General features: G+C 41.2%; 21 protein-coding genes and 1 riboswitch. Of the genes, 5 read left to right on the top strand and 16 right to left on the bottom strand.

Going from position 1 to position 26737, the window contains the following annotated elements:
• Positions 1 to 39: 39 nt before the first annotated feature.
• On the bottom strand, positions 40 to 699 hold the full coding sequence (locus LQ216_RS06800; RefSeq protein ID WP_230128155.1) for a DNA alkylation repair protein: 660 nt from the start codon (positions 697 to 699) through the stop codon (positions 40 to 42).
• A gap of 547 nt (positions 700 to 1246) precedes the next feature.
• Between LQ216_RS06800 and LQ216_RS06795 the strand changes: the two genes are divergently transcribed.
• Complete coding sequence (locus LQ216_RS06795) at positions 1247 to 2365, top strand: HAMP domain-containing sensor histidine kinase (protein ID WP_230128152.1); 1119 nt, start codon at positions 1247 to 1249, stop codon at positions 2363 to 2365.
• Positions 2366 to 3501: 1136 nt separating this feature from the next.
• On the opposite strand, the gene LQ216_RS06790 is transcribed toward LQ216_RS06795, so the two are convergent.
• The 5 genes from LQ216_RS06790 to LQ216_RS06770 all read right to left on the bottom strand — a co-directional run bounded on the left by LQ216_RS06790 (position 3502) and on the right by LQ216_RS06770 (position 8721).
• Positions 3502 to 4098, bottom strand: coding sequence for a DNA-binding protein (locus LQ216_RS06790; RefSeq protein ID WP_230128149.1), 597 nt, complete (start codon positions 4096 to 4098; stop codon positions 3502 to 3504).
• A gap of 33 nt (positions 4099 to 4131) precedes the next feature.
• On the bottom strand, positions 4132 to 4362 hold the full coding sequence (locus LQ216_RS06785; protein ID WP_230128147.1) for a hypothetical protein: 231 nt from the start codon (positions 4360 to 4362) through the stop codon (positions 4132 to 4134).
• Positions 4362 to 4589, bottom strand: coding sequence for a hypothetical protein (locus LQ216_RS06780; RefSeq protein WP_230128144.1), 228 nt, complete (start codon positions 4587 to 4589; stop codon positions 4362 to 4364). Before LQ216_RS06780 ends, LQ216_RS06785 begins: the two co-directional genes overlap by 1 nt.
• 125 nt (positions 4590 to 4714) lie before the next feature.
• Positions 4715 to 4801, bottom strand: a riboswitch (cyclic di-GMP riboswitch).
• 286 nt (positions 4802 to 5087) lie between these two features.
• Positions 5088 to 6521, bottom strand: a complete 1434-nt coding sequence (locus tag LQ216_RS06775) for a PAS domain S-box protein (RefSeq protein ID WP_230128141.1) — start codon at positions 6519 to 6521, stop codon at positions 5088 to 5090.
• Positions 6522 to 6729: 208 nt separating this feature from the next.
• Complete coding sequence (locus LQ216_RS06770; RefSeq protein WP_230128138.1) at positions 6730 to 8721, bottom strand: penicillin-binding transpeptidase domain-containing protein; 1992 nt, start codon at positions 8719 to 8721, stop codon at positions 6730 to 6732.
• 277 nt (positions 8722 to 8998) lie between these two features.
• Between LQ216_RS06770 and LQ216_RS06765 the strand changes: the two genes are divergently transcribed.
• Positions 8999 to 10108 (top strand): AI-2E family transporter, encoded by a 1110-nt coding sequence (locus LQ216_RS06765; protein WP_354958595.1) that lies wholly within the window; start codon positions 8999 to 9001, stop codon positions 10106 to 10108.
• A gap of 188 nt (positions 10109 to 10296) precedes the next feature.
• Here the strand turns inward: LQ216_RS06765 and LQ216_RS06760 are convergent, their stop codons facing one another.
• The 7 genes from LQ216_RS06760 to LQ216_RS06730 all read right to left on the bottom strand — a co-directional run bounded on the left by LQ216_RS06760 (position 10297) and on the right by LQ216_RS06730 (position 16417).
• Positions 10297 to 10860: a GNAT family protein gene (locus LQ216_RS06760; protein WP_230128133.1), complete on the bottom strand. Its 564-nt coding sequence runs from the start codon at positions 10858 to 10860 to the stop codon at positions 10297 to 10299.
• A gap of 105 nt (positions 10861 to 10965) precedes the next feature.
• The gene (locus LQ216_RS06755; RefSeq protein ID WP_230128130.1) at positions 10966 to 11433 is read right to left on the bottom strand and encodes a chemotaxis protein CheW; all 468 of its coding nucleotides are present in this window, start codon (positions 11431 to 11433) and stop codon (positions 10966 to 10968) included.
• A gap of 9 nt (positions 11434 to 11442) precedes the next feature.
• Positions 11443 to 12399 (bottom strand): HD-GYP domain-containing protein, encoded by a 957-nt coding sequence (locus LQ216_RS06750; RefSeq protein ID WP_230128303.1) that lies wholly within the window; start codon positions 12397 to 12399, stop codon positions 11443 to 11445.
• Positions 12400 to 12462: 63 nt separating this feature from the next.
• On the bottom strand, positions 12463 to 13944 hold the full coding sequence (locus LQ216_RS06745; RefSeq protein ID WP_230128127.1) for a methyl-accepting chemotaxis protein: 1482 nt from the start codon (positions 13942 to 13944) through the stop codon (positions 12463 to 12465).
• 245 nt (positions 13945 to 14189) lie between these two features.
• Entirely contained in the window at positions 14190 to 15647 is a 1458-nt protein-coding gene (locus LQ216_RS06740) for a CorA family divalent cation transporter (protein ID WP_230128124.1), read from the bottom strand.
• 100 nt (positions 15648 to 15747) lie between these two features.
• A complete protein-coding gene (locus LQ216_RS06735; protein ID WP_230128121.1) occupies positions 15748 to 16149 on the bottom strand; it encodes a type II toxin-antitoxin system death-on-curing family toxin in 402 nt (133 codons plus the stop codon).
• A 1-nt stretch (position 16150) separates the two neighbouring features.
• A complete protein-coding gene (locus LQ216_RS06730; RefSeq protein WP_230128118.1) occupies positions 16151 to 16417 on the bottom strand; it encodes an AbrB/MazE/SpoVT family DNA-binding domain-containing protein in 267 nt (88 codons plus the stop codon).
• 587 nt (positions 16418 to 17004) lie between these two features.
• Here LQ216_RS06730 and LQ216_RS06725 point away from each other — a divergent pair.
• The 3 genes from LQ216_RS06725 (at position 17005) to LQ216_RS06715 (ending at position 21913) form a co-directional block, all read left to right on the top strand.
• Positions 17005 to 17151: a hypothetical protein gene (locus LQ216_RS06725; RefSeq protein ID WP_230128116.1), complete on the top strand. Its 147-nt coding sequence runs from the start codon at positions 17005 to 17007 to the stop codon at positions 17149 to 17151.
• 228 nt (positions 17152 to 17379) lie between these two features.
• Complete coding sequence (locus tag LQ216_RS06720; protein WP_230128113.1) at positions 17380 to 19002, top strand: hypothetical protein; 1623 nt, start codon at positions 17380 to 17382, stop codon at positions 19000 to 19002.
• Positions 18995 to 21913, top strand: coding sequence for a DEAD/DEAH box helicase (locus LQ216_RS06715; protein ID WP_230128110.1), 2919 nt, complete (start codon positions 18995 to 18997; stop codon positions 21911 to 21913). Before LQ216_RS06720 ends, LQ216_RS06715 begins: the two co-directional genes overlap by 8 nt.
• A 1208-nt stretch (positions 21914 to 23121) precedes the next feature.
• On the opposite strand, the gene LQ216_RS06710 is transcribed toward LQ216_RS06715, so the two are convergent.
• The 3 genes from LQ216_RS06710 to LQ216_RS06700 all read right to left on the bottom strand — a co-directional run bounded on the left by LQ216_RS06710 (position 23122) and on the right by LQ216_RS06700 (position 26722).
• Positions 23122 to 24030 (bottom strand): ABC transporter permease, encoded by a 909-nt coding sequence (locus tag LQ216_RS06710; protein ID WP_230128106.1) that lies wholly within the window; start codon positions 24028 to 24030, stop codon positions 23122 to 23124.
• A 12-nt stretch (positions 24031 to 24042) separates the two neighbouring features.
• Positions 24043 to 25047, bottom strand: coding sequence for an ABC transporter permease (locus tag LQ216_RS06705; protein ID WP_230128103.1), 1005 nt, complete (start codon positions 25045 to 25047; stop codon positions 24043 to 24045).
• Positions 25048 to 25129: 82 nt separating this feature from the next.
• Positions 25130 to 26722, bottom strand: a complete 1593-nt coding sequence (locus LQ216_RS06700) for an ABC transporter substrate-binding protein (protein WP_230128100.1) — start codon at positions 26720 to 26722, stop codon at positions 25130 to 25132.
• Positions 26723 to 26737: the final 15 nt, after the last annotated feature.

Genomic DNA, 26737 nt, shown 5'->3' with positions numbered 1-26737 from the left:
AAATAATAAGGTATCATTGGACTCAAAACTGCAGAAAAATCATAAGTATTTGCTGCCTTCGCGAATGCTCAAATTAGCCAAGTGATTAGATGCGATAAATCTCCCGACGGATTCGGGGTTGGTTTTTGAATACTCTCTTAAGGCCCAGCCAATCGCTTTTTGGATGAAAAACTCTTTGCTTTCATTATTTCGCAAAATAAACTTATAAAGAAGCTCTTCATTTGTTTCTTCTTTGTATTTCAACTGATAAAGGATGGATGTTCTTCGGAGCCAAAGATGATCGCTGATGCTCCAATTTTCTATTTCTTCATGGATCACTTCTGGATGTTCCCCGGCAATTTTGCCTACCGGCTTCTGGGCAAGCATATCAACGGTATCCCACCATGATTTCGCTGTTATTAAATCTTTCACTAGCAGCAGCTCCTGTTTCTTGAGCTTCTTAAGTGACCTTTCTATATAATCAATTGCCGCATATTGATATTCTCTTTCATCCTGTTTCCAGAGTTCGGTGACAAATTCCGGTTGAAAGTCTTCTTTTAATATTCCACTTTCCTGATAAAACTCCTTCATTAACACTTTTCTTTGCGGTGTTTTGATACCAAGAAACGGGAATAAATCCTTCATATATTTTTGCATCGGCTCTGCCTGTTCTTTATTTCGATGGCTTTCAAATATACTAATTAATCTTTCGATGTTCAAATCAACCCACTCCTTGTTTATTGCAATATGATGTTCTCTTTACAATAGCCGTTTATGAAGCAAACAATTAAAAAGGGCTTTGGACCTAACCCCAAAAAAGGAATTTGTCTATTTCATGTCGAATGTTATATTAATTTAGCAAATCATGAAAAAAATCGGGACTTTGAGTTCATTTATTTTGGGGTATTATAGGTCCGCGACATGGGATAACAAACTTTCGATTATCATGAAGTTTGGATCTTAAGATTAGGGTACCCAGACCCGGATCGGGACCCACATACGTAGAAAGTTACGGGTCACAAATTATAATCTGCCTTTCTCTCTTAGCATAGAAAGGGTCCCCTATTTTCGCTCCAATTCAGCAGAGGGGGGGCCATACATATATTGGAGGTAGTCAACTTTGGAAATTACCAAGCATTTTTTATTTAACCTGTCTTTATTAATGATACTGTTATTTTTTTGTTTGGTGTGTTCTGAAAGATCTAGCGAAAAGCCTTTTTCCAAGTTGAGGACCACTTTTTGTTTCATCGTCTCTTTAGCGATTTGCATGGTGTTTTCTTATGAGCTTAGCAACGATTTAAGGTTAGATTTACGGAATTTACCCGTTGTGATCGGCGGCCTCTATTTAGGAATCGGTCCCCTTCTCGCGGTTGTGACCATCGCTATACGCGGGTGTTTCGGTTTGGACATTGGATTCTTGACAAATATCCCTTTATATGGAATTTTACTCTTTTTGTTATGGCGCATCCATCCTTGGTTTTGGCGACAAACTCCAAGATGGCGTATCTTAATTTCGATTCTTTTAGCAACTTTCATTAATTTTATCACGATGGCAGGTCTGAAATATTTTTATCCATCCGTTTTAGGATGGGATGTTTGGATTGCTTATTTGGTTATTCCGCCTCTTGGCGTTGCTATTATTTCCTATTGTATAGAATTTGTGAGGAAAAATATCGTCATCCGGCAACATTTGGTTAAGTCTAAAAAATTAGAAGCCGTTGAGCAAATGGGAGCTGCTATTTCCCATGAGATTCGAAATCCTCTAACCGCTGCGATGGGGTTCGTACAATTGCTACAGGAGGGTGACATTGAACCAAAGCAACGTTCGACCTACCTATCTCTTGTAAAAGGTGAATTGCAATCAGCCGAGCGGGTTATCCAGGATTATTTAACCTTTTCCAAACCGTCGCTCCATAAGCTGGAGGAACTGAATGTCTCGACTGAGATTCATCATGTTTTAAATATCTTGCAGCCTTTGACTAACCGGAATTCTATTGAAGTTTCCACTAAATTTTCTGCGATAGGGCTCATACAGGGAGACCGGCAGAAATTTCATCAATGCTTTCTGAACCTGATTAAAAATGCGATTGAATCCATGCCGCACGGTGGATTATTAGTCATAGAAACAAAGTCCTCCACCTCTCTGGTAACCATCTCCGTAAAGGATACGGGGGTAGGCATGACGAGAGAACAGATAGACCGATTGGGAGAGCCATATTACTCCACAAAAGAGGCGAAGGGCACAGGACTTGGTATGATGGTGGTCTACAGCATCGTACGGGCGTTGAACGGAACCATACGCGTACATAGTGAACCAGGAACAGGCACAGCATTCGAGGTAACATTCCCGCCATACCTTCCCTCGATGAAGAATGAGAAGTTTTGAACATGAGGTGGCACCCTCCAGTATTTGGAGGGTGCCTGTTTTTGTGATCATCGTAAAATTTATAGTTAGGAAAATATCAGAATTGGGCTATAGCTTGTAAAATTAGGATTAGCGCTCGTAAATTTGGATTAGCGCTCGTAAATTTGGATTACCGCTCGTAAATCTGGATTACCGCTCGTAAATCTGGGTTACCGCTCGTAAATTTGGATTACCGCTCGTAAATTCGGATTGGCGCTCGTAAATTTGGATTAGCGCTCGTAAATTTGGATTACCGCTCGTAAATCTGAATTACCGCTCGTAAATCTGGATCACCGCTCGTAAATCTGAATTACCGCTCGTAAATCTGAATTACCGCTCGTAAATCTGAATTACCGCTCGCAAATCTGGATAGCCGCTCGTAATTCTGAATATCCGCTCGTAAATCTGGATAGCCGCTCGTAAATCTAGATCACCGCTCGTAAATCTGAATTACCGCTCGTAATTCTGGATCACCGCTCGTAAATCTGAATTACCGCTCGTAAATCTGGATAGCCGCTCGTAAATCTAGATAACCGCTCGTAATTCTGGATTACCGCTCGTAAATCTGGATTACCGCTCGTAAATTTGAATTACCGCTCGTAAATCTAGATCACCGCTCGTAAATCTGAATTACCGCTCGTAAATCTGGATCACCGCTCGTAATTCTGAATATCCGCTCGTAAATTTGGATCACCGCTCGTAAATCTAGATAACCGCTCGTAAATCTGAATTACCGCTCGTAAATCTGAATTACCGCTCGTAAATTTGAATTACCGCTCGTAAATCTGAATTACCGCTCGTAAATCTGTTATTACCGCTCGTAAATCTGGATTACCGCTCGTAATTCTGAATAACCGCTTATAAATTCTATTAATCTAGTATAAAAACAAACAATGCTGCCTATCAATTAGAATTTTTTCATTCCCCCAGCAGGATCCTTATTCAAGTATATAAAGAATTTTATGCCCTTCACGAATATTTCTATTTGTCCTCTCCTATTTCTGTTTTTTCGAATGCACAAAAAAAGAGCCATTCATTTCCCCCTTCCCTTCTATGAGGGAGGCGGAATGAATGGCAACCTTATGATAAAAAGATAAATGATGCCTGGCACCTACAACTTAACTATGTTGTGCAATGCTGTAGGTGTTTTCGATGAGACGTTTGTACTTTCTCTCTACGCTTACCGATGAGCGGTCTAGTTTTTTGCCGACCGCGGCATAGGATTCACCTGATGAGATGAGTTGTATGACTAAGCGTTCTTCTAGGGTTGACCAGTTTTTATAATTGTTTTTGCTGCCGCTCTTTCTTTCTTTCATTCTTTCATTCCTGCACCAGGCGGGCTCGGGTGGGATAGATTGATATTTGATTTTGGAAAATGTGATTCGCTCTTTGTTTTCCGCAGCCCAATTCCAAAAATCATCGGGATCAATCAGATACCATTTCTTTATGTTTCTTGTCGTTTTCTTTGTGCACTTTAGACCGTGCTTCAGAATCCAATGTCTCACGGTTTTCGCGTCCACCTGCAGCAATTGTGATAATTGATAGGTCGTTAATAAACCGGTTGAGGCTTTTGTATTAGACAGCCCTAATTTCTTGAGCATTTGAAGAACGGAGTCTTCCGTCCTCCCTAATTTATCAGCCATTGTCGAAATCTTTAATTGCCCAACATTCTCTCTCAGGTAATTTCTTTCCTCATTTGTCCAATATCTTCTCATTTAAGACAAACACCCCTTTTATAAGAACATCTCTTACAACGTGTCAGAGTTAAATGTCATTTCATAGAAGTGATTCAAATGATTTACAATGAATTGCTGGTTCAATCCGATGAAACTTTGCAAGCTATCCGGAATGAAAGGATCCATGCATTCTAGTGTTACAGGATCAAGCGATACCCTCAAAAGCGCTTTTTCATCCTTATCCATGCATCTCACCGAAATTTTTGTTTGTTTGCTGACGATATCGATTAATTCGTATCTCATTAGTATGCCAACTCTTTTTCTAGAATTCTATTATAAGCGAGGGATAAGTTTTCCAAACATTCTACACGAAGCTTTTCGTCACAGATAAAATCATATTTAAGTTCGTCTTCCATTCTTGAATAAATAATCGTGATGTCCTCATCTCCCAGCTTTACTAGCTGGTTATTTCCCGCATAATTTAAAATTTCTCTTTCAAAAAACTCTACAGTTCCAAATAAAACAGTCAACACAGTCTCCACCTTCCGGAAAAAAATATTTTTAAAAATGTGGCTGCCAATTGGTTTTCGATAAATAAAAAAGGCAATTCTAAAAAGTCAGAATTGCCAAAAAAGTAAAATACGCTCGTCTATTTTTTGGCAACCCGGCGATCATAGTGCATTTGCACCTTAGACCCGTGGCTTTGCGTCCTTATTTTTCAATAAGTTTGCCTTTTTCACATTTTCATTACCATTATAATACAACTAAATTACTAATATTTCAACATATTTCGTCAAATTTTTTACATTTTATTGGCTTTTTATGATATTTTATGTATTTTCATTATGTAATTTGACCCAATTATCGAAAAAGTCCGAAGATATTTTTAAAAAATAGGTTAATAAGTCCATAAAAAAAAGAGTCCGAAAATCGGAATCTTTAAGGTTCATAGTTATATAGGTATTTAGCTTCACAGGTGTGAAGGTGTGAATTTTCCTATTTAAATCTCTCTGTCTCTTCCGACATCTTTATCTCCGGTCTTCAAACAGCGGCAGGAGGATGATAACGGAAGTTCCCTCATTTTCTTTGCTTTTTATATGTAAGTTACCGCCATGATTTTTGATAATTTTATTGCATATCATTAGTCCCAAACCGGTGCCTTTTTCCTTTGTGCTGAAAAATGGTTCTCCAATCTTGGATAAACGCTCTTCCGGAATGCCTACTCCTTCATCTTGAACGCTAATCAATGCAAAATTCCTGTCTTTTTTTACACTGACTCTGATATTTCCACCGTCTGGCATAGCCTCGATAGAGTTCTTTATGACATTAATAACCACTTGTTTGATCTTATCAATTTCACAGCTTATTGTAAGTTCAGGTTGTTCATAGCTTATATCAATGGCAATGTTAGAAAGCACTGCTTCAGAGTTAAGGAGAACGACGACACTTTTGACAAGGTTTACGAGATTGACTTGTTCGAAGTCATTCGATTCAGGTTTCGCCAATACCAGCAAATCATTCACGATTCCTTCTATTCGTTCTAATTCCGTTAAAATAACCTCACCATAATGGCTCGACTTATCTTCCGTTAAAAATTGGGCAAACCCTTTAATGGCGGTTAACGGATTGCGAATTTCATGAGCGATCCCGGCTGCCAACTGGCCTACGATAGACAGCTTTTCGGCATTTTGCAATTGTTCTTCCGTTTTCTTTTGCCCGGTGATATCCTTGATGATGATTTGAAAGATTTTTCGGTTTTTAAAAACGGTGGGTATGAGCTGGATTTCTACTTTCCTTACTTCCCCGTCGATTCGGGTCAGGTTTTTTTCGAAATTGATGTGCTGTTTAGCAGTAAGAAAGCTGTTTAAAACGGTATGGTCAGAAGGAGAAATATAGTCATATAATGACGTTCCCACAATTTCGTTGCTGCTTGTAAAGCCTAGCAGTTTCTTTCCTTCATCATTGATATACGTCCACACTCCAGATTCGGTTAGCATCCCGATAGTATCCTTGGAGAACTCTACTAATAACCGATATTTTTCCTGAGTCTCGAGGATTTCTTCCTCTGTTATCATTTGCTCGGTAATGTCCCGGGATATGCATACCAGTTGGTCATTATTGATACTTGAGCAGTTCATCTCCAGCCAAATATAATCCCCTTCTTTTCGTCTGAAACGGAATCTTTTTCTTTCTTCGCTGTTATGGATGTATTCCTTGAATTTCTTCTTCAGTTCTTCTTGATCATTAGGGTGGCAATATTCAAAGAGGCTATTTTTATGCAATTCGTGTTGGGCATATCCAAGCATGGAAGTGGCCGAAGGAGAAACGTAAGTAAACGTACCATTTTTATTATGTATGGAAATTAAATCCTTAGAGTAATTGAGGGCCAAATGTAAATTAGTATCCTCGTTTTCATCAATAAATATATTTAAAGAGTTCTCGTTACCCGTTGTGAACTGCAAGTGACTTTCCTCCTTGTTCAAAAATCAATTTACTTCATTTATGTATACCTAAAGAAGTTGTCGAATGGTAAAAAGTCCTATTTCCATTATCAAGAAAAAAGCCATTATTATCAATGTTTTTTTACAAAAAATCCTTATGAAATTTATGTAAGACATATATAAGCGACAAGCACCATCCAAAACTTGGATAGTGCCTGTCGAATTCTTTCTATTTAAGATACTTTTCTAGTACTGGTTTCACCTTTTCTACAACATAGGGAGAGCCACCCTTGTCTTCGACGTTTTCCATCATCCATGCCATCAGCAGGCGTGGGTTTTCGGTGTTATAAACGGCAAACCAGCCGTTCTCGGCTCCTTTTTCAGCTTTAGTTTTCTTCATTTCCGCGGTTCCTGTCTTTCCGGCAAGCGGAATGCCCAACTCACTTGCGGAGTGCGGTGTGCCGTTCGGGTCTGTGATGACCTTTTCCAGCATGCCTGAGACCTGTGCTGCTTGGTCGGCAGAGATTGCGTTCTCCTTCCACACTTTCTTTTCCGTTTTATCGCCGATGATTAACGATGGAGCGAGTACGTTTCCTTCATTCTGGAAGGCCGTGTAAGCCGTTGCAACATGCAGTGTGCTCATTTGTGTCTGTCCCTGCCCGTAGCCGCTGTCCGCAAGGCGTCCCTCACTTTCAATCTTGCCTACTTTCGAAGACGCGATCGGGTAATCAAACGGCATCTTCTCTTCATAGCCGAAACTTTTGAGTCCGTCCGAGAATTTGTCGGTTCCCAACTCAAGTGCGCGTTGTGCAAAGTAAATATTGTCCGAATAAATCAGCGCATCAGACATATTTACAGGCTTACCAGGGTCTGCCACCCTTGTAATGGAGTGGTCCTTCCAATTCTCCTTGCTCCACTGTTTTCCGGAAACCTTCATTGTCTTCGCCGGATCTACCCCGTTTTTCAGCGAGATCGCGGCTGTCAACGGCTTTATGGTCGAACCGGGTGCATATACCGAGTTAAAGCGATTTAGCAGCGGTTTTTCCGGGTCATCTTCCAGCTCTTTTTGCTCTTCGTTTGAAATGCCGAGCACAAATTTGTTCGGATCGAATGACGGACTGCTAACGAGCGCTAACGTTTCACCGGTTAGCGGGTGAATCGCTGCGGCAGACCCGGTATCATTTTTATATTGGGCAAAAATTTCCTTCTGTAATTCGGCGTCTATCGTGAGCATGATGGTTTCGCCTTCCTCGGCCGGTGTTTCGGCGATAACCTTGTCCTGCCCATTTTCGCCCTTAATGAAAATCTTCGCACCTGACTTCCCTTTTAACCGGTCTTCGAAAATCTGTTCAAGGCCTCGTTTTCCAACTACATCGCTTGCGCTGTAGCCTTTCCCTTTTTGCTTTTCCAGTTCTTCTGCAGAAATGGGTCCTACATACCCGATCAGATGAGCCGTAATTTCTTTATACGGATATACACGTTCGGCAACATCTGATATCGCTACAGAAGGGATCGCTTTCAGTTTATCAAGTAGGGCAGTTTGTGCCGGGTCGACTTTTTTAATCGGCACACTCATAGACGGCTGTACCCATGATTGGTTTAGCTTCTTCTCAATTTCTTCGTTAGACATATTTAATAGACTGCCAACCCGTGAAATGATGCTAGTTTCTTCACCTACCATTTTCTCAGGCACCAGTGCAACTTCGGCAACACTTCCGTTCATGGCCAGCCCCCGCTCAAGACGGTCAACAATTTCTCCACGAACCGCAGGATCGGTCGTCATACCAATTTCATCGTTTGCCTTCATTCCTGCAAAAAAATAACCCGGATTCCAATTAATATACCAATTCGTTTGATCATCACGTTTTTCTTTTACAAGCTTGGCCTGCTGATCAAAGTTTACGGGTCCGGCGAGCGTGTCCATTTTCACCGAAAATGGCAGGGTTGCCGTTTCATCATGCTTCTCAGGATCTTCCGGTTTTTTATAGGTGACCTTCAGGTTGTTAACCTCAATGTCCTTGTAGATTTTTTCATAACGTTCCATGAAATCTTTTTTACTCAATGTTTCTTTCGCATCCGTTGACAGATAATCATACATTTGGTCAAACTTCTGTTCATTCCAGAGCTTTGTGTACGCGGTGAGGCGGTCCTCCGGTGCAGGCTCTTTCTCACACCCGGCTATCACCAGCAGTATACTAAAAAGCAAAAGCAGCTTCTTCATTCTCTATCTCCTCTTTTTTTCTATGAATTTGCCAAAATAGCAGAATCTATTTGTTGGGGTAAATTAACTCAAATGGGCGAATAGTCCCTTCTACCATTATATACAGTCCGGTTAAAAAATGAAATATGGGGCACTTTGACAATGATTCTTCCGGGCGGAGTGTGAATGGGAAATCCATGCAGGTATAATTTTCGCGATACAGGGGTATAGATAGATAATTCTTACATACAAAAAAAGTTTATCCTCTCTCTTTCTACAAAAAAATTCCCCAAACGAGGTGTCATTCTTGCCAAACACAAAATATTTCCGAATAGGCTATAGCCTTATTATTATCCTAATCATCATTTTACTGGCTACTAAGGTAGATTTCATATTCAGGCCTTTCGTTATCTTTTTCCAGACTCTTTTTCCTCCTTTCTTAATTTCAGGTGTGCTTTATTATCTCTTAAGGCCGATTGTATTCTTTCTGCATGACAGAAGGGTGCCAAAGTCATTGTCGATTATCCTGATTTATTTGTTGTTCATCGGAATCGGCACTCTGGTAGTGTTTCTCGTGGGTCCTGAATTGCAAACACAATTCAGGAGCTTGATAGACAATTTGCCTGCCATCGTGGAAAGTCTAAGAGGGCAGGTACTTGACCTAAGAGAAAGCCCATGGTTTTCCAGATTTCAGGAAAACGAATATCTCACCTTTGAGGAAGTCAGCACAAGCGTGAGTGATTATTTTACATCACATGTTCCTGAAATCGGAAGCAATCTCGGAAATTTCATTGGCATCATTACGAGCATTGTTGCCGTGATCGTCACGGTCCCCTTTATCGTTTTCTATCTATTGAAGGATAGTGAAGGTGCTTCAAATGGAGTTCTGAAATTCCTTCCTTATTTTCAAGCAGAGGAAGCAAAGGTGATCGTAAAAGATATGGATGAAGCGCTAAGCTCCTATATCCAAGGACAGGCAATCGTTTCTTTTGTCGTCGGGGTCATGATGTACATCGGGTATTTAATCATAGACATTGATTATTCGCTCATCCTGGCAATCATCGCGATGCTCACCAATGTCATACCGTTTGTCGGTCCTTTCATTGCCATTATTCCGGCCATCATCATTGCGTTCATCACATCACCTTTCATGGCCATTAAGGTTATCCTCGTCGCTGTCGTCGTCCAGCAAATAGATGGGAATTTTACATCTCCTTACATCATGGGCAAGAAGCTCGACCTGCACCCTCTCACCATCATCCTGCTGCTACTCGTGGCCGGAAGCATGGGAGGACTGCTCGGGATGATCATCGCCGTGCCGTTTTACGCCATTTTAAAAGTAATAACTAGCCACGCATACAGGCTTTATCGACTTCATAAGGATAAGGGTAAGATTTTGGAGTTATAAGATTTTTGTTATTGTGGTGGAGGCCCGGTTTTGTTGCGAGTTTCCGTAGTTTTGTTGCCGGGTTTCCGGTTTTGTTGCTGGTTTCCTCTGTTTTGTTGCGGGAATTCTGTTTTTGTTGCCGGGCCACTGATTTGAGCAGAAATCTTACTTCTAGCAGGTATACGGATTCTCATGTTTTTTTGGATTTCTCACTCATTTCTTTTACTAAGTCTCCATTCGCTCGCAAGCATTCCGTAGACAACATGATCCACATAATGGTCGTATAACCATTCCGCTTGCCGGATTTGTCCTTCTTTTGTGAATCCTAGTTTTTCCGGGATAGCTCTGCTTTTTTTATTTTCCGGGGCGGCCCTGATTTCAATTCGGTTCAGGTCAAGCTCTGTAAATCCATAGTTCACAAATTCTCTGCAAGCCCTTGTCATAATCCCCTTACCCTGAAATGGTTCTCCGAGCCAATATCCGATCACGCCGATTTTATTTTGTTTATGAATGTCGTTATAATTAATTATTCCGGCGATGGATCCTTTATATAGGATGGCAGCGGATTTAAGAAATCCCCCGGTTTCGATTACTCCATTTAAATGGTCGAGAATGAATTCTCCTGCATCATTGACATCCTGAATATAATCGACCCAGCCCAGCCATTCGCGAAGATAATTTCTCGAGCCTTCTATCAGCCTGTAAAGTTCCTCTGCATCCTTTACATTCAGCAACCTCAAGGAAAGATCCTGATCTATATGATGTGAAAACATGTTGGCCGCCCCCTTTTCCATAACTTTATGAGAAGCGAGCGGAATTCATACTTACCCTTGAATCAAAAAAAGAGACACCACTTTGAAAGTGATGCCACCCTTGTATTAGTTTACCGTTTGACGGCTTTGTTCGATGATTTCATCGATCCCGTCGATATTTTGAAGCATCTCGATTGGGTTTAGGAGATTGATTAGCGTATCGTTCGCTCTGACTACTCCGATTAGGTAAGAGGCGTTTTGACTGAACAATCCGTCTATCTCCTTGACTTCACTCTCCGGCACATCGAGAATTTCCTTTGCTTCGTTCACCATCATTCCGACTTGGGAGCCGTTGATATCGATTAAGATGATAATGCCGTCTTCGTTCGTTTCTAACGTGCGGTTAAACAAAATTTGGGACATATCGAGTACCGGTACGACTGCATCGCGTATGGTTGTCAGTCCTTTTACATACTTAGGCATCTGGGGGAAATCGGAAAGATCGAGTACTTTCTCAATCGAAATGACAAAGGAAACCGGTACTCCAAAATCTTGTTTGCCTATACGAAAAACAATATACTTTAAAGAATTCATAATAGCCTCCTAGTTGATTTTTTTATACTTTGTTAAAGGTGAAATCGTTTCCAGCTGATCATAAACTGCAACAAACGCGTCCACGACCTCAGGACGATACATGGTTCCTCGATTGCGGACGATTTCTTCGAGGGCCTCTTCCTTGCTTAGGCTTGGGCAGTATATCCGGTCTGAAACCATTGCATCATAGGCATCCACTACAGAGACAATTGAAGCACCCAGGCTGATTTCTTCCCCTCTGAGGCCATATGGATATCCTTTTCCATCCCATTTCTCATGATGCTGTTCCACGATAGAACTTGCTTCAGTTAAATAGGCAAAACCTGTTTCCCGCAAGATCTCTGCCCCATACAAAGGATGCTTTTTCATGACTTTCCATTCTGCTGAAGTTAACTTTCCAGGCTTTTGTAAAATTTTCAAAGGGATTTTAACTTTCCCAATATCGTGTAAAAAGGCACCGTATGTAAGGGTGATGAGTTCGTCACTGGAAAGACCCAGCTTGTCTCCAACTAAATCAGATAGCCGTTGGATTCTTGAGCAGTGGTTTAATGTATACCCGTCCTTTTCTTCTATATCGGCTGCAAGTTGATGAATTTTCATCCCTTTGTTTACATAAATTTCTTCGAATATCGGTTCGGATGTAACAATTAAAAATTCACAATTTGTAATGGCCTTGAATCTGATAGGGGATGACGACGGAATGCTTGTTGTCGTACTTCCTCCATTAATGGTCACTTTTTCATGTCCGATATGAATTTCAAGAGAGCCTTTTAAAGACGTTATTGATCTTAGAAAATCGGGGTTGGTTGCCCAGTCAGGGCTGTTGCTGAATATATCGCCTTTCCCCAGCTTGAAATGGATCACTTCCACACCGTCTTCAGAAGACTGTAATGTAATTTCTGTGTTGATTATACATATTTTTTTGGTTTCCCCATTTGGGGCATTCATTAATTCCATTGGTTTCATCACAGTTATTACATCCTCCCTTATTAAACAATGCTGTCTCCATCACCTAAGAAGCTTTATTAATTAATCGTTTGATTGAAAACTATCACGAATTTGATTGGCGCTTCCCGATAGCTCTTTCATATGGTTGGCAATTTGGATATTATCGTCGCTGATCGTTTCGATGGTGGCGCTCATCTCTTCCAGGCCGGAAGAGGCTTCTTCGATGATCGCGGCTAATTCATTGGTGGATACCTCGACCTCCGATGACTTGCCCCTTACATCCTTGACTAGGCTTTCAAAGTTGCCAAATTTGTTGTTCAATCCGTCCATGGTTTGATTCAATTCAGTGAAGTAATCTGAGACTTCCTTAGTCACTTGTACGCTTTCCGTAAATTTGCTAGCGCTTTGGGTCATCTTGTCGAGGGCAATAGAATTCGTTTCATTCACTTCGACCAGATTCTGGGCAATGTTTTCCGTCGTTTGCTTGGTTGTTTCCGCCAGCTTCCGAATTTCCTCCGCCACGACGGAGAAGCCTTTTCCTGCCTCGCCCGCTCTGGCAGCCTCAATACTTGCGTTGAGCGCAAGTAAATTCGTTTGGGCTGTAATGTCTTTAATTGTATCCGCTAATTCATTGGTCTCGTAGATCTTGCTTGTAAGATGTTCAAAGGTTGAACTTAAATCTGTGATCAGTTGATTCAGATCATTCATTTCCGTTTGCAGGTGGTTAACCTTTTCTTCGCCATTCCGGGCAATGGTGTTTGTTTTTTCTGTTTCCTGGAACAACTCGCCCGTTACTTCTTCCATTTGGTTCATGGCAGCAACACTGGAATGCGCATGGTCGGCAATCATCGTCACTTGTTCACTTTGGGTCTGGCTGCCCGCTGCCACCTCGGTTATCGCCGTTTTGATTTCCCCCTGTGCATCGGAGTTATGCTGGATTTGGCTGTTGATGTTATTAATCCTTCCAACCATCGAGGTTACTGCACGCTCCAGCAATTCTTTTTGCTCCTGTTTCTCGACAGTGCTCTTTTCAGCAGCTAATAATAAAGTTTCCACCCGTTTCTCTTGACCTTGATTGAGTTTTATTAAAATCCAAAGCGAGACAGCAGTTAAAACAAATGTTAATATGCCTCCTGAAAATGCGTCCTTCGCTGCTTGACCATCTGCAAATAAGAAGTTGGTAATCGTAGCAACCAGACCTAACCCTGAACCTAATAGAAAAACGGTAGGATTGAACTGGATGACGGCATAAACTTGAATGAATGCGATGATTTGATAGTTTTGCACGCTTCCTCCATCTAAGACAATAAGGAGTAATTGGAATGCATATATTACAAGAATGCTTACATAAGGAAATATGATTTCTTTTTTTACGATATATTGAAATAGTACAAAGAAAACCGCGAACAATAAAATTTCAGCACCGTATATGATGCTTGCTAACACGTCTCCCATTGAAAGGCTATAGATAATTCCGACTACCAGAGAGAATAAAAAAGAATAGAACATAATTAAATTTTTCTGCCGTAACGTTTTGTGATTCATTTCTTTGATTTCATTCATAGATGATTCCTCTTTTCTTTTTGTTATTACTTATATCGGCAGGGATCATTTTTAATTAATACATTTTTAATTAATTTATCTTTAATTAAATGCTTTTTTATGTTGAGTATTGGTTTGAACGACTTATAGGAATATAATACTAGTTATATCGACCTACATTATTTATATTTAATATTAAATAATAACTTTTTTAGTAAATGACAAAAAAATAGATCCCATGCAGCATTGTGCACAGGATCTAGTATCTAAAATATTTTATTTTTTTTGCTGCGGTGTTCTTTAATCCACTTCTCCAACGCTACAATTCCCAATATTGCCGAAATGGCAATTCCTGATATGGCTACAAACAAAGAAATGTACTCAAAAAAGCTATAGTCGGGAATTTTGCCCCAGCGGATTTTTCCTTTCCAGTCTTCTATGACCAGATTCATTCCGTAAATCCCTGATAACACTGTATAGATGGTCAAGATTTGCAATAGATAATTGTTCCGGTTCGTCGTCAATTTATCTTGATTCTGGTATAGACCCGAGAGAGTATTTACAACATCCTCATAAAGCCGGTCGATATCGAATACTTCCTTTAAAATATGCGTGATCTCTTTCCCGGATGTCGTGCTGTTTACTTCCGGGAACAGATATTTCGCAGAAAACTCCGTGATCATAATAATTAAGAGTTCTGTCTCTGATTGGTCTTTTTCAATATCGATTCTCGAATGTTCATGCGTCAGCTTTAAAAGCACAATTTTATAGTAGAAGAACAGTAGCAGCGCATAGTACTGCTGGCCGTACATCTCGCTCGCAAGCGCCTCTTCAAGTTTTCCGGACGCTTTGGTCACACAAGCGAAATGATACTCGCTTGCGATAAAATAGGTTTCATCTCCCCAGCGATCATAGACATTTTTTTTGTAATGTCGGTCAATGTATGCGGGGTTCAACGCACCCACATATGGTTTGCCGTCCAAGTCATAACCGTTCAATTGGCTCGCACGATACAAATCAGTTTTTGTAATGGAGCTGTCTTCATCCAAAGAAATATGGCCAACAACATACATTCGCTCGTCTATAAAAAAAGGCAGACTGCCAAAATAAGTAGAATTAGATTCTTGCTGATCAATGAAATCTGTCAAATTTGGGATTAGCTCATTGAAGATAAAATCCTTTACTTTTGTATAAGATCCATTTGCACAACCGACTTTCGTGTTTTCTTCATCTTCAACAATCGGCTCTAATACCCGAAAGGTGTCACCAAAATAAAGAACATCATTGTAATCCAGTTCATCAGGCAAGGTAACACGTATGTTCATCATCCCAATATGGAACGGACACAACATAATGTCAATTGAATTAATTGTAAAGTCGGTTTGCAGGTGTGGTGATTGAAGAGTCGCCTCCAGCTCCAGGTTTTTCGTAAAACGTCGAATGCCTTCTTTGGACTGAATACTCCTGGGAAACAAAATCGGTTCTATATTTGGGAGGAAAAATTTCTCAAGCGTACGATGGGAAACCTTCATGCCTCCATAGAAATCGTCCTGCTGTTCCATGTCCTTCAGGTCAAAAAAAACAAAATCGTCCTTCAACAGTCTGCTTGTAAATTCCTTCGTCTTGCTATTCTCCATCATAAAAGGAAAAATAAACTGAAGCATCGACCGTCTCGTTTTCAAGTCTTGTGTCATCTCTTTGTTTTTTTCTTGAAAATCAGCCATGCCGATTCCTCCTGCACTTCATTATCTCTATAAATGGTACCCAACCAACTGGTTTTTCAAACGAGGGCGGAATTGTAGGGGTTTGAAAAAAAGAGACCTGTTATGGCCTCTTTTGAATATATGTTTCAATCCAATCACAAACTTCATCGAAGCTCACTGGTGATTCTTTATCGGCCACCATTCGTACTGTAAAATCCTCTGCTTGTTTCGGATGAACTTTTAAATGAAATCCATTTAATCCAAGAAACATATATAATCCTGCAAACGCTGTTCTTTTATTCGCATTATGGAAAGCATGGTTCTTAGCCAAGCTTTCATATAATGCCGCTGCTTTTTCTATAATGGTAGGATAAGCATCCTCGCCAAATGCACTCTGCTTTGGACGATTAACCGCACTTTCTAATAACTTATAATCTTTTACACCCATCATTTCCCCTGGAGTGTATAGATTAATCTGGTGTGAATTAAGAAAGATTACGCGTTCCGCAGATAAATAATGCATATTATCTCTTAGCTAATCCTTTGAATGTTTCATCATACTCATTTATCATATTATTCATTAGATCAAGAAAATTGTTATCAATGCCTTTCGGAAGGGGAACTTTCCGAGCCTTTTCAATTTTTACCGCTCCTTGTTCAAAATGGAATGAAACTTGATCGCCCTGTTTTACATTTAAGTGCTCTAAAACCTCTGCTGGAAAAGTAACACCTAAGCTGTTTCCTACCTTTGTGACCTTTCTTTCCACTTGTTTAACCCCCGTTATCGTCATATTATCACTCCTATCTTTATCATATGCTTTAAAATTTATAACAGTAATAACAAATTTTATTCCACTTTACATTATAACATATTATAACACGTTATAAATAAATTTAGGGGATAATAGACAATAAAAAAATTCCTCAAGCATAAGTTTGCCTGAGGACCATCGGGAACACATCTACTATGCTCCCCCATTTGGGTACTAGAAACAGAGGTTTCCAGAAATTAAGAAAATAGTTGAAATTGCTTTCAAGGACTTTCTTAACATGACACATAATCATTCGTTATATCGAAAAGACAGTCCTTTTCCGATATTAGTTCTATTTAATCATTATTTCTACCTTAAAATAAAATGCGATTTTAGGACATATTAAGTGAATAAGGACGATGAGAGTTCATTTTCTTTAAAATGGCTATATCTCAAGGATCAAAATATAACTATAAGTATATTTTTTCAATACTTGACTTAATTTTGATTTTCGAGATATTTAAAGGGAATTGTCAGGATGAAAAAAAAATTATGAATTTAGGTTTCCTTTGATTTCAAAGTGGGTATTTAGAAAGAAAAAGCATAACTTCAAAGGAGAGACAGACTTGAGTCGAGTAAATCCCAAACCTGCCGGACAGCTTTCAAACAGCTTGGCAAAACCGTTGCTTAGTTCAGAGCAAGCAGGAATGAGCAAACGAAAGCAAATGAAAGAATGCCTTAGTAAGATGAAGAAAAAGAAATTTCAATCATAATCACCCATGACGAATCGATGTCGTTATGGGTTTTTTTCTATTATATCCCACTGACCGGAGATCTCAGTTATATGGAAAATCATCATATTCATTCCTTCCACAGGGATGATTTTTTTTGCAGAAAAAAAAGATTGTTTTTCAGAAAACCCGGTCGCTCCCTTCAAATTACCATGCAAAATGAAGTATAATAATAAGATGTAAAAAAATCGGACATGCGGAGGCTGAATCATGAATAGTGAGTTGATGTTTTTTGCTGAACAGCTGGCAGATATGTTACATCCGGGAGAGGAAGAAAGTCTCACGGTTGTTCAAAAAGGAATGATGCTCTACCGTCAGGAGCTTGTGTACCAGAAGCAGGAATCAGAGGATAAGATTACTGCTTTTGTCCAAGATGTTGTTCCAGTAAAGGTCGAGTTGGATTTGCATATGGCCAGTCTCAGCTTTTGCAGCTGTAAAGCAGAGTTTTTTTGCCGCCACCGGATGGCTGTTTTCTTTTCCTCCTATGCTAATATTGCGAGTGTGACCGATTGGGTTCAGAGCTGGAGGGAAAACAGACGTCCTATTGCCCAGCAGAAAACATCTCTTCCTATCCAGATAGCCAGTGATATCCTAAAAGAGAAATCAAGTTCAGTGCTGGAAAAGAACTATCCTGCCTGGAAAGAATTCTTTACTTCGGCCTATTCAGAAATCGTTGAAGCTAATTTGAACCTCCCCCCTTACTTAATTGATGAAAAAATCAGATTGTATTTGCAAAAAATCAGGTCCAAGTCTCCCTTGGAAAGAGAATGGAAAAGTCTGTATTCATTTGTAGCCGACCTTACGACATTGCTGCTTGCTTTGGAAACAATTAAAGAAAACATGACAAAGTCAAGCGTTGCAAGGATTTTTTATTCGCTCGCAGATGACCTGGCAGAGGATGTGCATGCTTCAGTCCAGCATGTTAGCAGGCAAGCTCGCCCATTCGCTTTCGATCCTTTTTTGGAGGCTATCAAAAAAGAAGTAACCGGTCTGCTTGATGGCCTGGATGCGCTGGAGTATGAAAAGACAGATGTTTATCGGTCGATATGGAGCTATCTTTTGACCAATTCCTCCTGGAGGCAACAGGAGCTTGAGCGTGTACAGGAAAGGCTTGGCTCCAAAACACTTCATCCCATAGAAGAACAAACCTATACGATTGCAGCCATCCATCTTAGTATTCTGGCTAATCGGGATAAAGAGGCCGCAATGCTACTCGACAAGCTTAATGCTGATGCATGCCCTTATTTATTTTACTGGCTGAGATTATTGTCAGACCTTGATATGGACCATCGCGCCGCTCCTTACATTGATTTTCTGAATGCCAATGTTGGCAGCTTTCTAAAGGGGTTGGACGATTACTATAAAGGCAACGACTTTGTGAGAACCTTTTCCGGTCCGGTAAGCCATTACTGCTATAAAATGAAGCGGATGGATGTGCTGGAACGATTCTACCGCGAGTGCCTCCCATACAGCTACTGGAATTATGCCAACTTCCTGTTCGAGCAGGAGCACTACAGAAAATGGGTGGAGATGCATATTTACAGCAATATTAGTATTGATGTGATTGGAACGGAGAATTTGAAAAGAATAGCGGCCCACGACCCCGCTTTAGTATTGCCGCTTTATTACCATGCCGTCCAACAGACGGTCAGCATGAAAAACCGCTCGGCCTACAAACAGACGGTGCGTTATTTAAAAAAGATGCGAACTCTTTATAAAAAAATGAAAAAAGAAGAAGTATTCCTCGAATACATGCAGTATGTAACGGAATCGACAAAACGATTGCGTGCATTTCAAGAAGAATTGCAAAGGGGTAAGCTGATCGATGCTTAATCTTAATAGAGGAAAATTCAAGGTCAACACCACCGCGTTGGAGAATGGTTCATACGCGATCTCGGTCGTTGATGAGAAAAATCAATATATAAATACGGAGTACAGCCGCAAGCTGCTTTTTACTTGGGATGAGGCGAGTTTTTACGGAACCCGGTTGGATACGGATAGTATCGATGGTATGCCGGTATTTATTCTCGATGCCTGGGGGCTACTTAATTTATTTGCGACAGAAGGCTTTAATTCTTTCATTAATTGGGAGTGGTCGGAGCTGTCTTCCCTTTGTTTGTCGGCCGCACCAATCCTCCATGAAACCATTATCGGCGGAATACCGATGCCTGATTTTAAAAGCCTTCAAAACGGGCAAGTAGCCTGGAAGCTCCCCGAAGAAGTGGAGGAGGAATTTTCTTCTTCTTTCTGGGATGAAAGGATTCAAGCAGACGATCATGCTGACGTGGATATGACGGTTAGAACATTCGTTAGCAACTGGTATAACGAGTCGGCTAATGTATTTCTCGAACGCTATTCACCGGTCAAGGAGAATTGGCTAAGTGCTGTAAGGGCGCTGAGGGAAACCCGTCTTTCTCCTGAAGAGCTAGAGGCTTTTTTTGACCGGGACAGTTGGCTTGCATGGCTTGGGATCACCGAAGATGCCAAGCCGTTCACAATCGGACTCCGTCTATCTGAACCGATAGGCGGAGAAGGGCCTTGGAAGCTGCAAATCATTCTTCGTTCAAAAAAAGACGAAACAGAGATTATCACACTTCCTGAAAAAAGGCTACCGCGCGGATGGAATAAATATAGCAGCGAAATCAATAAAATGGTGAAACGGTGGCTTACAGTGGTCCCTTGGCTTAAAGACAAAGGTGGCTCTTTCAAGGAAGAGCTTTCTGAATCCGAGGCATGGGAATTTTTGACGGAAGCGAGCGAGAAGCTGATGTTTCTCGGTGCTGAAATTCTGCTTCCTTCCTGGTGGTTGGCGCTTCGAGAGTCCTCCTTGAAAATCAAGGCAAGAGTGAAAAGCCAATCTACCCGCGGTCCTTCCTATGTCGGACTGCAGGCACTGATGGACTTCGACTGGAGATTTTCAATCAATGGCGAGGACCTGTCTGAAGATGAATTCCAGCAGCTCGTCGAGGATAAACGAAGGCTCGTCTACATCCGCGGCCAGTGGGTAAAGCTTGACCCGTCATTTATTAAGCAGATTCAGGAGCTGATGGATGAGGCTAACAAAAAAGGGCTGCAGCTGAATGATTTGCTCCGACAGGAATTTCTCGATGAAGTTGAAGATGAAGCCGAAAATGATGATGACGAAGACATGCTGAAAATCCAATTTGAGCTGAACCGAGATTTAGAGAAGATGATCGGCAGGCTCCGGGAAACCAAAAATATAGCGATCCTAGAAACGCCCGAGGCACTTCATGGTGATTTACGCCCTTATCAGTCATTGGGCATGAGCTGGCTATTATTTTTACGGGAAAACGGCTTTGGCGCCTGTCTGGCTGATGATATGGGTCTTGGGAAAACGGTGCAGATGATTGCTTATCTGCTGCATGTTAAAGAACAGCAAAAGCTGGTCGAGCCTATTGAAGAGGATAAGCAAGATAGCAACGACCAACTTGCTGACGGTTCAACGATACCGGCTGTTAAGGCTTCGCTTATCGTTTGCCCGACTTCTGTCCTCGGCAACTGGCAGCGCGAACTTGAGCGGTTTTCGCCCGATTTGAAGGTCCACCTTCACTACGGCTCGAACCGCGCCAAAGGAGAAATATTCTCACGTCTTGTCGCAGATTATGATGTTGTGCTCACCTCTTACGGCTTGACGCATCAGGATCATGAGGAATTGATGTCGGTACACTGGAACAGTATCATTTTGGATGAAGCACAAAATATTAAAAACTCCCAAACAAAGCAGTCCCGCGCCGTACGTAAATTGAAGGGCCAACATCATGTTGCCCTTTCAGGGACGCCAATGGAAAATCGCCTTAGTGAATTGTGGGCCATTTTTGACTTTATTAATAAAGGATATCTCGGCACACTTGGCCAATTCCAGGAAAAATACGTAACAAGCATTGAACGTGAAGATCAGAAAGAGAAAATCAAAGAGCTGCAAAGCTTGATTCAGCCGTTCCTGCTCAGGAGGACGAAACGGGATAAAGAAGTCGCTTTGAACCTGCCTGATAAACTGGAACAAAAGGAATTTGTCCCACTAACCGCCGAGCAGGCATCGCTTTATGAACAGTTAATCAAGGATACGTTTGCCAACATCGAACAGTTATCCGCGTTCGAACGAAAAGGCATGATTCTGCAGATGCTCGGAAAGTTAAAGCAGCTTTGTAATCATCCTGCCCTTTATCTAAAAGAAGAACAATCTGACATCCGTGAGGCACCGAAACGCTCCGGAAAGCTCGAGAAACTTGCCGAGCTCGTAGATGCCGTGCGGGAGCAGGATGAAAGCTGCCTGATCTTCACTCAATATATCGGAATGGGCAATATGATGAAGGAATTACTGGAAAAACGGTACGGCTTTGAGGTACCTTTCTTAAATGGCAGCTCTGGGAAAAAACAGCGCGATGACATGATAACCAGCTTCCAAAACGGTGAATTCCCGATTTTCATCCTGTCCTTGAAAGCAGGAGGAACGGGCCTTAATCTCACCGCCGCTAACCACGTCATCCACTTCGACCGCTGGTGGAACCCCGCTGTTGAGAATCAAGCAACGGACCGGGCCTATCGAATCGGGCAGAATCGTTTTGTTCACGTTCATAAACTCATCTGCACCGGAACGCTCGAAGAAAAAATTGACGCCATGCTTGATAAAAAACAAGCATTAAATGACGAAATCATCTCAAGCGATAATTGGATCACCGAACTTTCCACAGATGAAATTAAAGAACTGATTGCGCTTCAATGAGGCTTGCGGTGATAAATTTCTGTTTTCGGTGATATAACCTAGGTTTCGGGCATATATTCTAGATTTCGGTGATATATCCCTGTTTTCGGTCATATATCTCAAATATCGAGCATATATCTCAGATTTCGGGCATATATCTCAAATATCGAGCATATATCCCAGATTTAGGCATATCTCTGTTCAGTGATTTATCTCAAGTTTCGGTGATATCTTTGTTTCGGTGATATATCCCAGATTTCGCGCATATATCAGGTTTCGGTCATATATCTCAATTTTCGGGCATATATCTCAAATATCGAGCATATATCTCAGATTTCGGGCATATATCTCAAATATCGAGCATATATCCCAGATTTAGGGCATATCTCTGTTCAGTGATTTATCTCAAGTTTCGGTGATATCTTTGTTTCGGTGATATAACTCAAATTTCGGTGATATATTCTAGATTTCGGTGATAAACTTTGTATTTCGATGATATATCTTAAATTTCAGTGATATACTCCTGTTTTCGGGCATACATCTCGGATTTCGAGCCTATATCCCTGTTTTCGGTCATATATCTCAAATATCGAGCATATATCCCTGATTTCGGGCATATCTCTGTTCTGTGATTTATCTCAAGTTTCGGTGATATATTCTAGATTTCGTTGATACACTTCGTATTTCGATGATATATCTTTAATTACGGTGATATACTTCTGTTTTCGGGCATATATCTCGGATTTCGAGCATATATCCCTGTTTTCGGGCATATATCTCAAATATCGAGCATATATCCCAGATTTAGGGCATATCTCTGTTCAGTGATTTATCTCAAGTTTCGGTGATATACTTCTGTTTTCGGGCATATATCAGGTTTCGGGCATATATCTCAGATTTCGAGCATATATCTCAGATTTCGGGCATATATCTCAAATATCGAGCATATATCCCAGATTTAGGTCATATCTCTGTTCAGTGATTTATCTCAAGTTTCGGTGATATAACTCGAATTTCGGTGATATATTCTAGATTTCGGTGATAAACTTCGTATTTCGATGATATATTTCTCTTTTCGGTGATATCTTTGTTTTCGGTGATATATCCCAGATTTCGGTGATATCTCGAATTTCAAGCATATCTCTCATTCTGTTACAAAAAGGCAGCTTCCGTTTCTCCGGAAGCTGCCTTTTTTCAAAACTTATCTTCTGCCTCAGCAGGAATATCTCTTAATTTTTCATTCGTGGATCGAGTGCGTCACGCAGGCCGTCACCCATTAAGTTGAAGCCTAGCACCGTAAGCATGATCGCAAGGCCTGGAAATAAAACAGTCCATGGTGCTTGAAGAATGAATGAACGTGAGTCAGCCAGCATTTTCCCCCATTCCGGTGTGGGAGCTTGTGCGCCCATTCCGAGGAATCCAAGTGCCGCACACTCGATGATGGCTGTTGCAATCGCCAGCGTGCCTTGGACAATGATGGGCGCTAAACTGTTAGGGAGAATATGATGGATTAAAATCCGTGAATCTTTCATGCCGATTGCCTTTGCGGCCGTGATATATTCTTCTTCTTTCACGCTTAATACGCGCGAACGGAGTAGGCGCCCAAAGGTTGGGACGTTAATAATCGCAATGGCTATAAGAGCATTTTGCAAAGACGGGCCCAATGCCGCGACTACTGCGATGGCCAGTAAAATACTCGGAAATGCAAGGATTATATCAAAGATCCGCGATATAATCGTATCCACCCATCTTCCATAATAGCCGGCAACAATTCCAAGAAAAGAACCTACGATTACTGAGCCTGTTACCGAAACAAAACCTACCCAGAGGGAGATCCTGGCTCCATAGATGATCCGGCTGAAAATGTCCCGTCCGAATTCGTCCGTCCCGAACCAGTGCTCCCCGGACGGAGCCAGGTGTTTGTTTGACAGTTCTTGTTTCGCCACATCATAAGGAGCGATTAAAGGGGCAAGTATTGCAAGTAAGATAAAAAATGCAACGATCGATAATCCAACAATAGCCAGTTTATTCTTTTTAAAGTTTTTCCATGCCTCTTTCCATGGTGACACGGCTTTTTCCTCTGCCGACTGTACTTGCTGAGGTAATATGGGAGGTATATTACTTGCAGTTTCTGCCATGATTCTTCCCTCCTATTTATACTTGATTCTCGGATCGATTGCCGCATACAGCAGGTCCACGACCAGATTAATCAAGACAAAGATTGTAGCGATTACAAGAATTCCCGATTGAATGACCGGATAGTCCCGGGAGCCAATTGCATCATAAATATATGTACCAATGCCCGGCCATCCGAAAATGGTTTCTGTCAAAATCGCACCGCCAAGTAATAGTCCGGTTTGAAGTCCAATTACTGTCACTACTGGAATTAGTGCGTTTTTTAAAGAATGCTTGTAGACAACCCAGAACATTCTCATTCCTTTTGCCCGGGCAGTCCTGATAAAATCAGAACGCATTATCTCAAGCATTGACGAACGTGTCATCCTGGCGATGATTGCCATTGGTATCGTCCCAAGTGCAAATCCAGGCAAAATTAAATGTTTGATGACTTCTATGAATTGATCGAACCTGCCAGCCATAAGTGTATCAATCAAGTAAAGGCCGGTAATCGCTTCTACCGAATCACGTATATTATCTCTGCCTGTTGTCGGTAATAAATCCAACTGTATCGACACAACATATTGTTCCATTAACCCTAGCCAAAAAACGGGCATCGAAACTCCAATCAAGGCAAGAACCATGGCAACATAATCAAACCAGGAGTTCTGGAACCAGGCGGAAATGATCCCTGCATTCACGCCGATTACAATGGCAAACAGCATCGCCACTAGTGCTAATTCGATTGTGGCCGCTAGATATGGCCAGATTTCCTCTGAAATAGGAGAACCCGTTTTTAACGAAATTCCTAAATCTCCTCTAATAATACCACCTAGATATTCTATAAACTGTGTATACCAAGGCCTGTCCAAGCCTAGTTCAGCCGTCAGAGCCGCTATGGCTTCCTTAGTTGCTTGTTGTCCTAACATGATCTGAGCCGGATTGCCGGGAATCGCGCGGATCATCATGAAAACGATGAACGCCATACCGAGCAAAACCGGAATCAGCGCACCTAAACGCCGTACCGTGTATGAAAACATCGTGTCACCTGCTTCTTATTTGTCTAAGCTTTCATAAAAAACGGGGAGTATGCATGAATCCATACTCCCCAGTTGTACTAAATTAATCCAATGTCACATCCTGGAATGATTGTGAGCCCTTTGGATGTGGGACGAACCCTTTAATTTTACTGGTACCCGCCAGCAACGGTGTTGAGTGTACAAGTGGAACCCATGGTGCATCTTCATGGATGATCTGCTGTGCTTGTTTATATAATTCATTTCGTTTTGCTTCATCAGGAGTCGTTTGTGCATCAATCAACAGCTTATGGACTTCATCATTGCTGTATCGTGAATAGTTATTAGACCCGATGCTATCCTTGTCAAGCAATGTGTAAAGGAAGTTGTCCGCATCACCGTTATCTCCTGTCCAGCCTAGCATGAACATTGGAGCTTCACCGGCCTGAACCTTTTCAAGGTAAGCACCCCACTCAAAAGTAACGATTTTTGCATCTATGTTTACTTCTTTTAAGCTAAATTGAATGGCTTCTGCCACTTTTTGTCCGTCAGGCATGTATGGACGCGGTACCGGCATAGCCCAAAGATCCATTTTGAATCCTTTTTCAAGTCCTGCTTCTTTAAGTAATGCTTTTGCTTTTTCTACATCGTATTCATATCCCTGTACGCTATCATCGTATCCACCAATAGAAGGTGGCATTGGATTCTTCGCAGGTTCTGCTGTTCCCTCATAAAAGTTTTTGATAATATCATCTTTGTTTACAAGGTGGTTAATTGCCTGCCGTACTTCTTTTTTATTAAACGGCTCTTTTTCTACGTTAAAGCCTAAATAGCCAACGTTCATGGATGGACGCTCGAACAATTGAAGCTTGTCATCCTCTTTAACCTTGCTCATATCGCTTGGGTTCATACCGTCTATTAAGTCGATTTCACCTTTGATCAAAGCATTAAGACGTGCAGAATTATCTTTAATAACCTTAAATGTAACTCCGTCAAGCTTTGGTAACTCTTTGTTCCAATATTTATCATTCTTTACTACTTTAATCGTATCGCCAGGTTTCCAGTCTTCAAATTTGAAAGGACCAGTACCTACGGGATTCTTGTCAATTTGATCAAATTTCGAAGGACTTGCAATTGCGAATGGACTCATCGCTAGGTTCTTAAGGAATGGAGCTTGTGGACGTGCCAGTGTGAATTCAACTGTCTTTTCGTCTACTGCTTTAACCTCTTTAATGACGTGTCCTTCGTCACCTTCAAAACCTCCGAACATGGACGCATAATAAGCAAATTTCGCTTCATCCTTGCTCTTTGCCCAGCGTTCGAAGTTCTGGACGACAGCATCTGCATTAAAGTCTTCGCCGTCATGGAATTTAACACCTTCACGTAGATTAAATGTGTATTTCAAGCCATCATCAGAAACGACCCATTTTTCAGCAAGGCCTTCTACAATTTCCGTGCTGTCTTTTTCAAAGTCTACAAGAGTTTCATACATTTGTTCTGTGACAATATAAGATTCTCCATCTGTTACGATAGCCGGATCAAGCGAAACTGCATCTCCGCCTTTTCCGTAAATCATAACACCTCCGCCTTTTTCGCTGCTGCCGCCTTCTTCAGAAGATCCTCCACCGCAACCAGCTAGAACTAGAGAAAGCGCAAGAACACAGCTTAAAAACAGCCATAACGACTTTTTCTTCTTCATATTTCTGACCCCCAT

Origin of the sequence: Bacillus sp. CECT 9360, from assembly GCF_918741275.1 — a bacterium.
GTDB lineage: Bacteria > Bacillota > Bacilli > Bacillales > DSM-1321 > Peribacillus.
Note: the sequence above shows the minus strand (reverse complement) of the source record. Positions and strands in the feature narration are given on the sequence as shown.

Bases quoted from the DNA above. Each gene is read 5' to 3' on its own strand.
- LQ216_RS06740 (WP_230128124.1), bottom strand. From the start codon at position 15,647: ATGGCTGATTTTCAAGAAAAAAACAAAGAGATGACACAAGACTTGAAA.
- LQ216_RS06795 (WP_230128152.1), top strand. From the start codon at position 1,247: ATGGTGTTTTCTTATGAGCTTAGCAACGATTTAAGGTTAGATTTACGG.
- LQ216_RS06730 (WP_230128118.1), bottom strand. From the start codon at position 16,417: ATGACGATAACGGGGGTTAAACAAGTGGAAAGAAAGGTCACAAAGGTA.
- LQ216_RS06720 (WP_230128113.1), top strand. From the start codon at position 17,380: ATGAATAGTGAGTTGATGTTTTTTGCTGAACAGCTGGCAGATATGTTA.
- LQ216_RS06710 (WP_230128106.1), bottom strand. From the start codon at position 24,030: ATGGCAGAAACTGCAAGTAATATACCTCCCATATTACCTCAGCAAGTA.
- LQ216_RS06715 (WP_230128110.1), top strand. From the start codon at position 18,995: ATGCTTAATCTTAATAGAGGAAAATTCAAGGTCAACACCACCGCGTTG.
- LQ216_RS06755 (WP_230128130.1), bottom strand. From the start codon at position 11,433: ATGAATTCTTTAAAGTATATTGTTTTTCGTATAGGCAAACAAGATTTT.
- LQ216_RS06790 (WP_230128149.1), bottom strand. From the start codon at position 4,098: ATGAGAAGATATTGGACAAATGAGGAAAGAAATTACCTGAGAGAGAAT.
- LQ216_RS06700 (WP_230128100.1), bottom strand. From the start codon at position 26,722: ATGAAGAAGAAAAAGTCGTTATGGCTGTTTTTAAGCTGTGTTCTTGCG.
- LQ216_RS06750 (WP_230128303.1), bottom strand. From the start codon at position 12,399: ATGAAACCAATGGAATTAATGAATGCCCCAAATGGGGAAACCAAAAAA.
- LQ216_RS06770 (WP_230128138.1), bottom strand. From the start codon at position 8,721: ATGAAGAAGCTGCTTTTGCTTTTTAGTATACTGCTGGTGATAGCCGGG.
- LQ216_RS06760 (WP_230128133.1), bottom strand. From the start codon at position 10,860: ATGTTTTCACATCATATAGATCAGGATCTTTCCTTGAGGTTGCTGAAT.
- LQ216_RS06785 (WP_230128147.1), bottom strand. From the start codon at position 4,362: ATGAGATACGAATTAATCGATATCGTCAGCAAACAAACAAAAATTTCG.
- LQ216_RS06705 (WP_230128103.1), bottom strand. From the start codon at position 25,047: ATGTTTTCATACACGGTACGGCGTTTAGGTGCGCTGATTCCGGTTTTG.
- LQ216_RS06735 (WP_230128121.1), bottom strand. From the start codon at position 16,149: ATGCATTATTTATCTGCGGAACGCGTAATCTTTCTTAATTCACACCAG.
- LQ216_RS06745 (WP_230128127.1), bottom strand. From the start codon at position 13,944: ATGAATGAAATCAAAGAAATGAATCACAAAACGTTACGGCAGAAAAAT.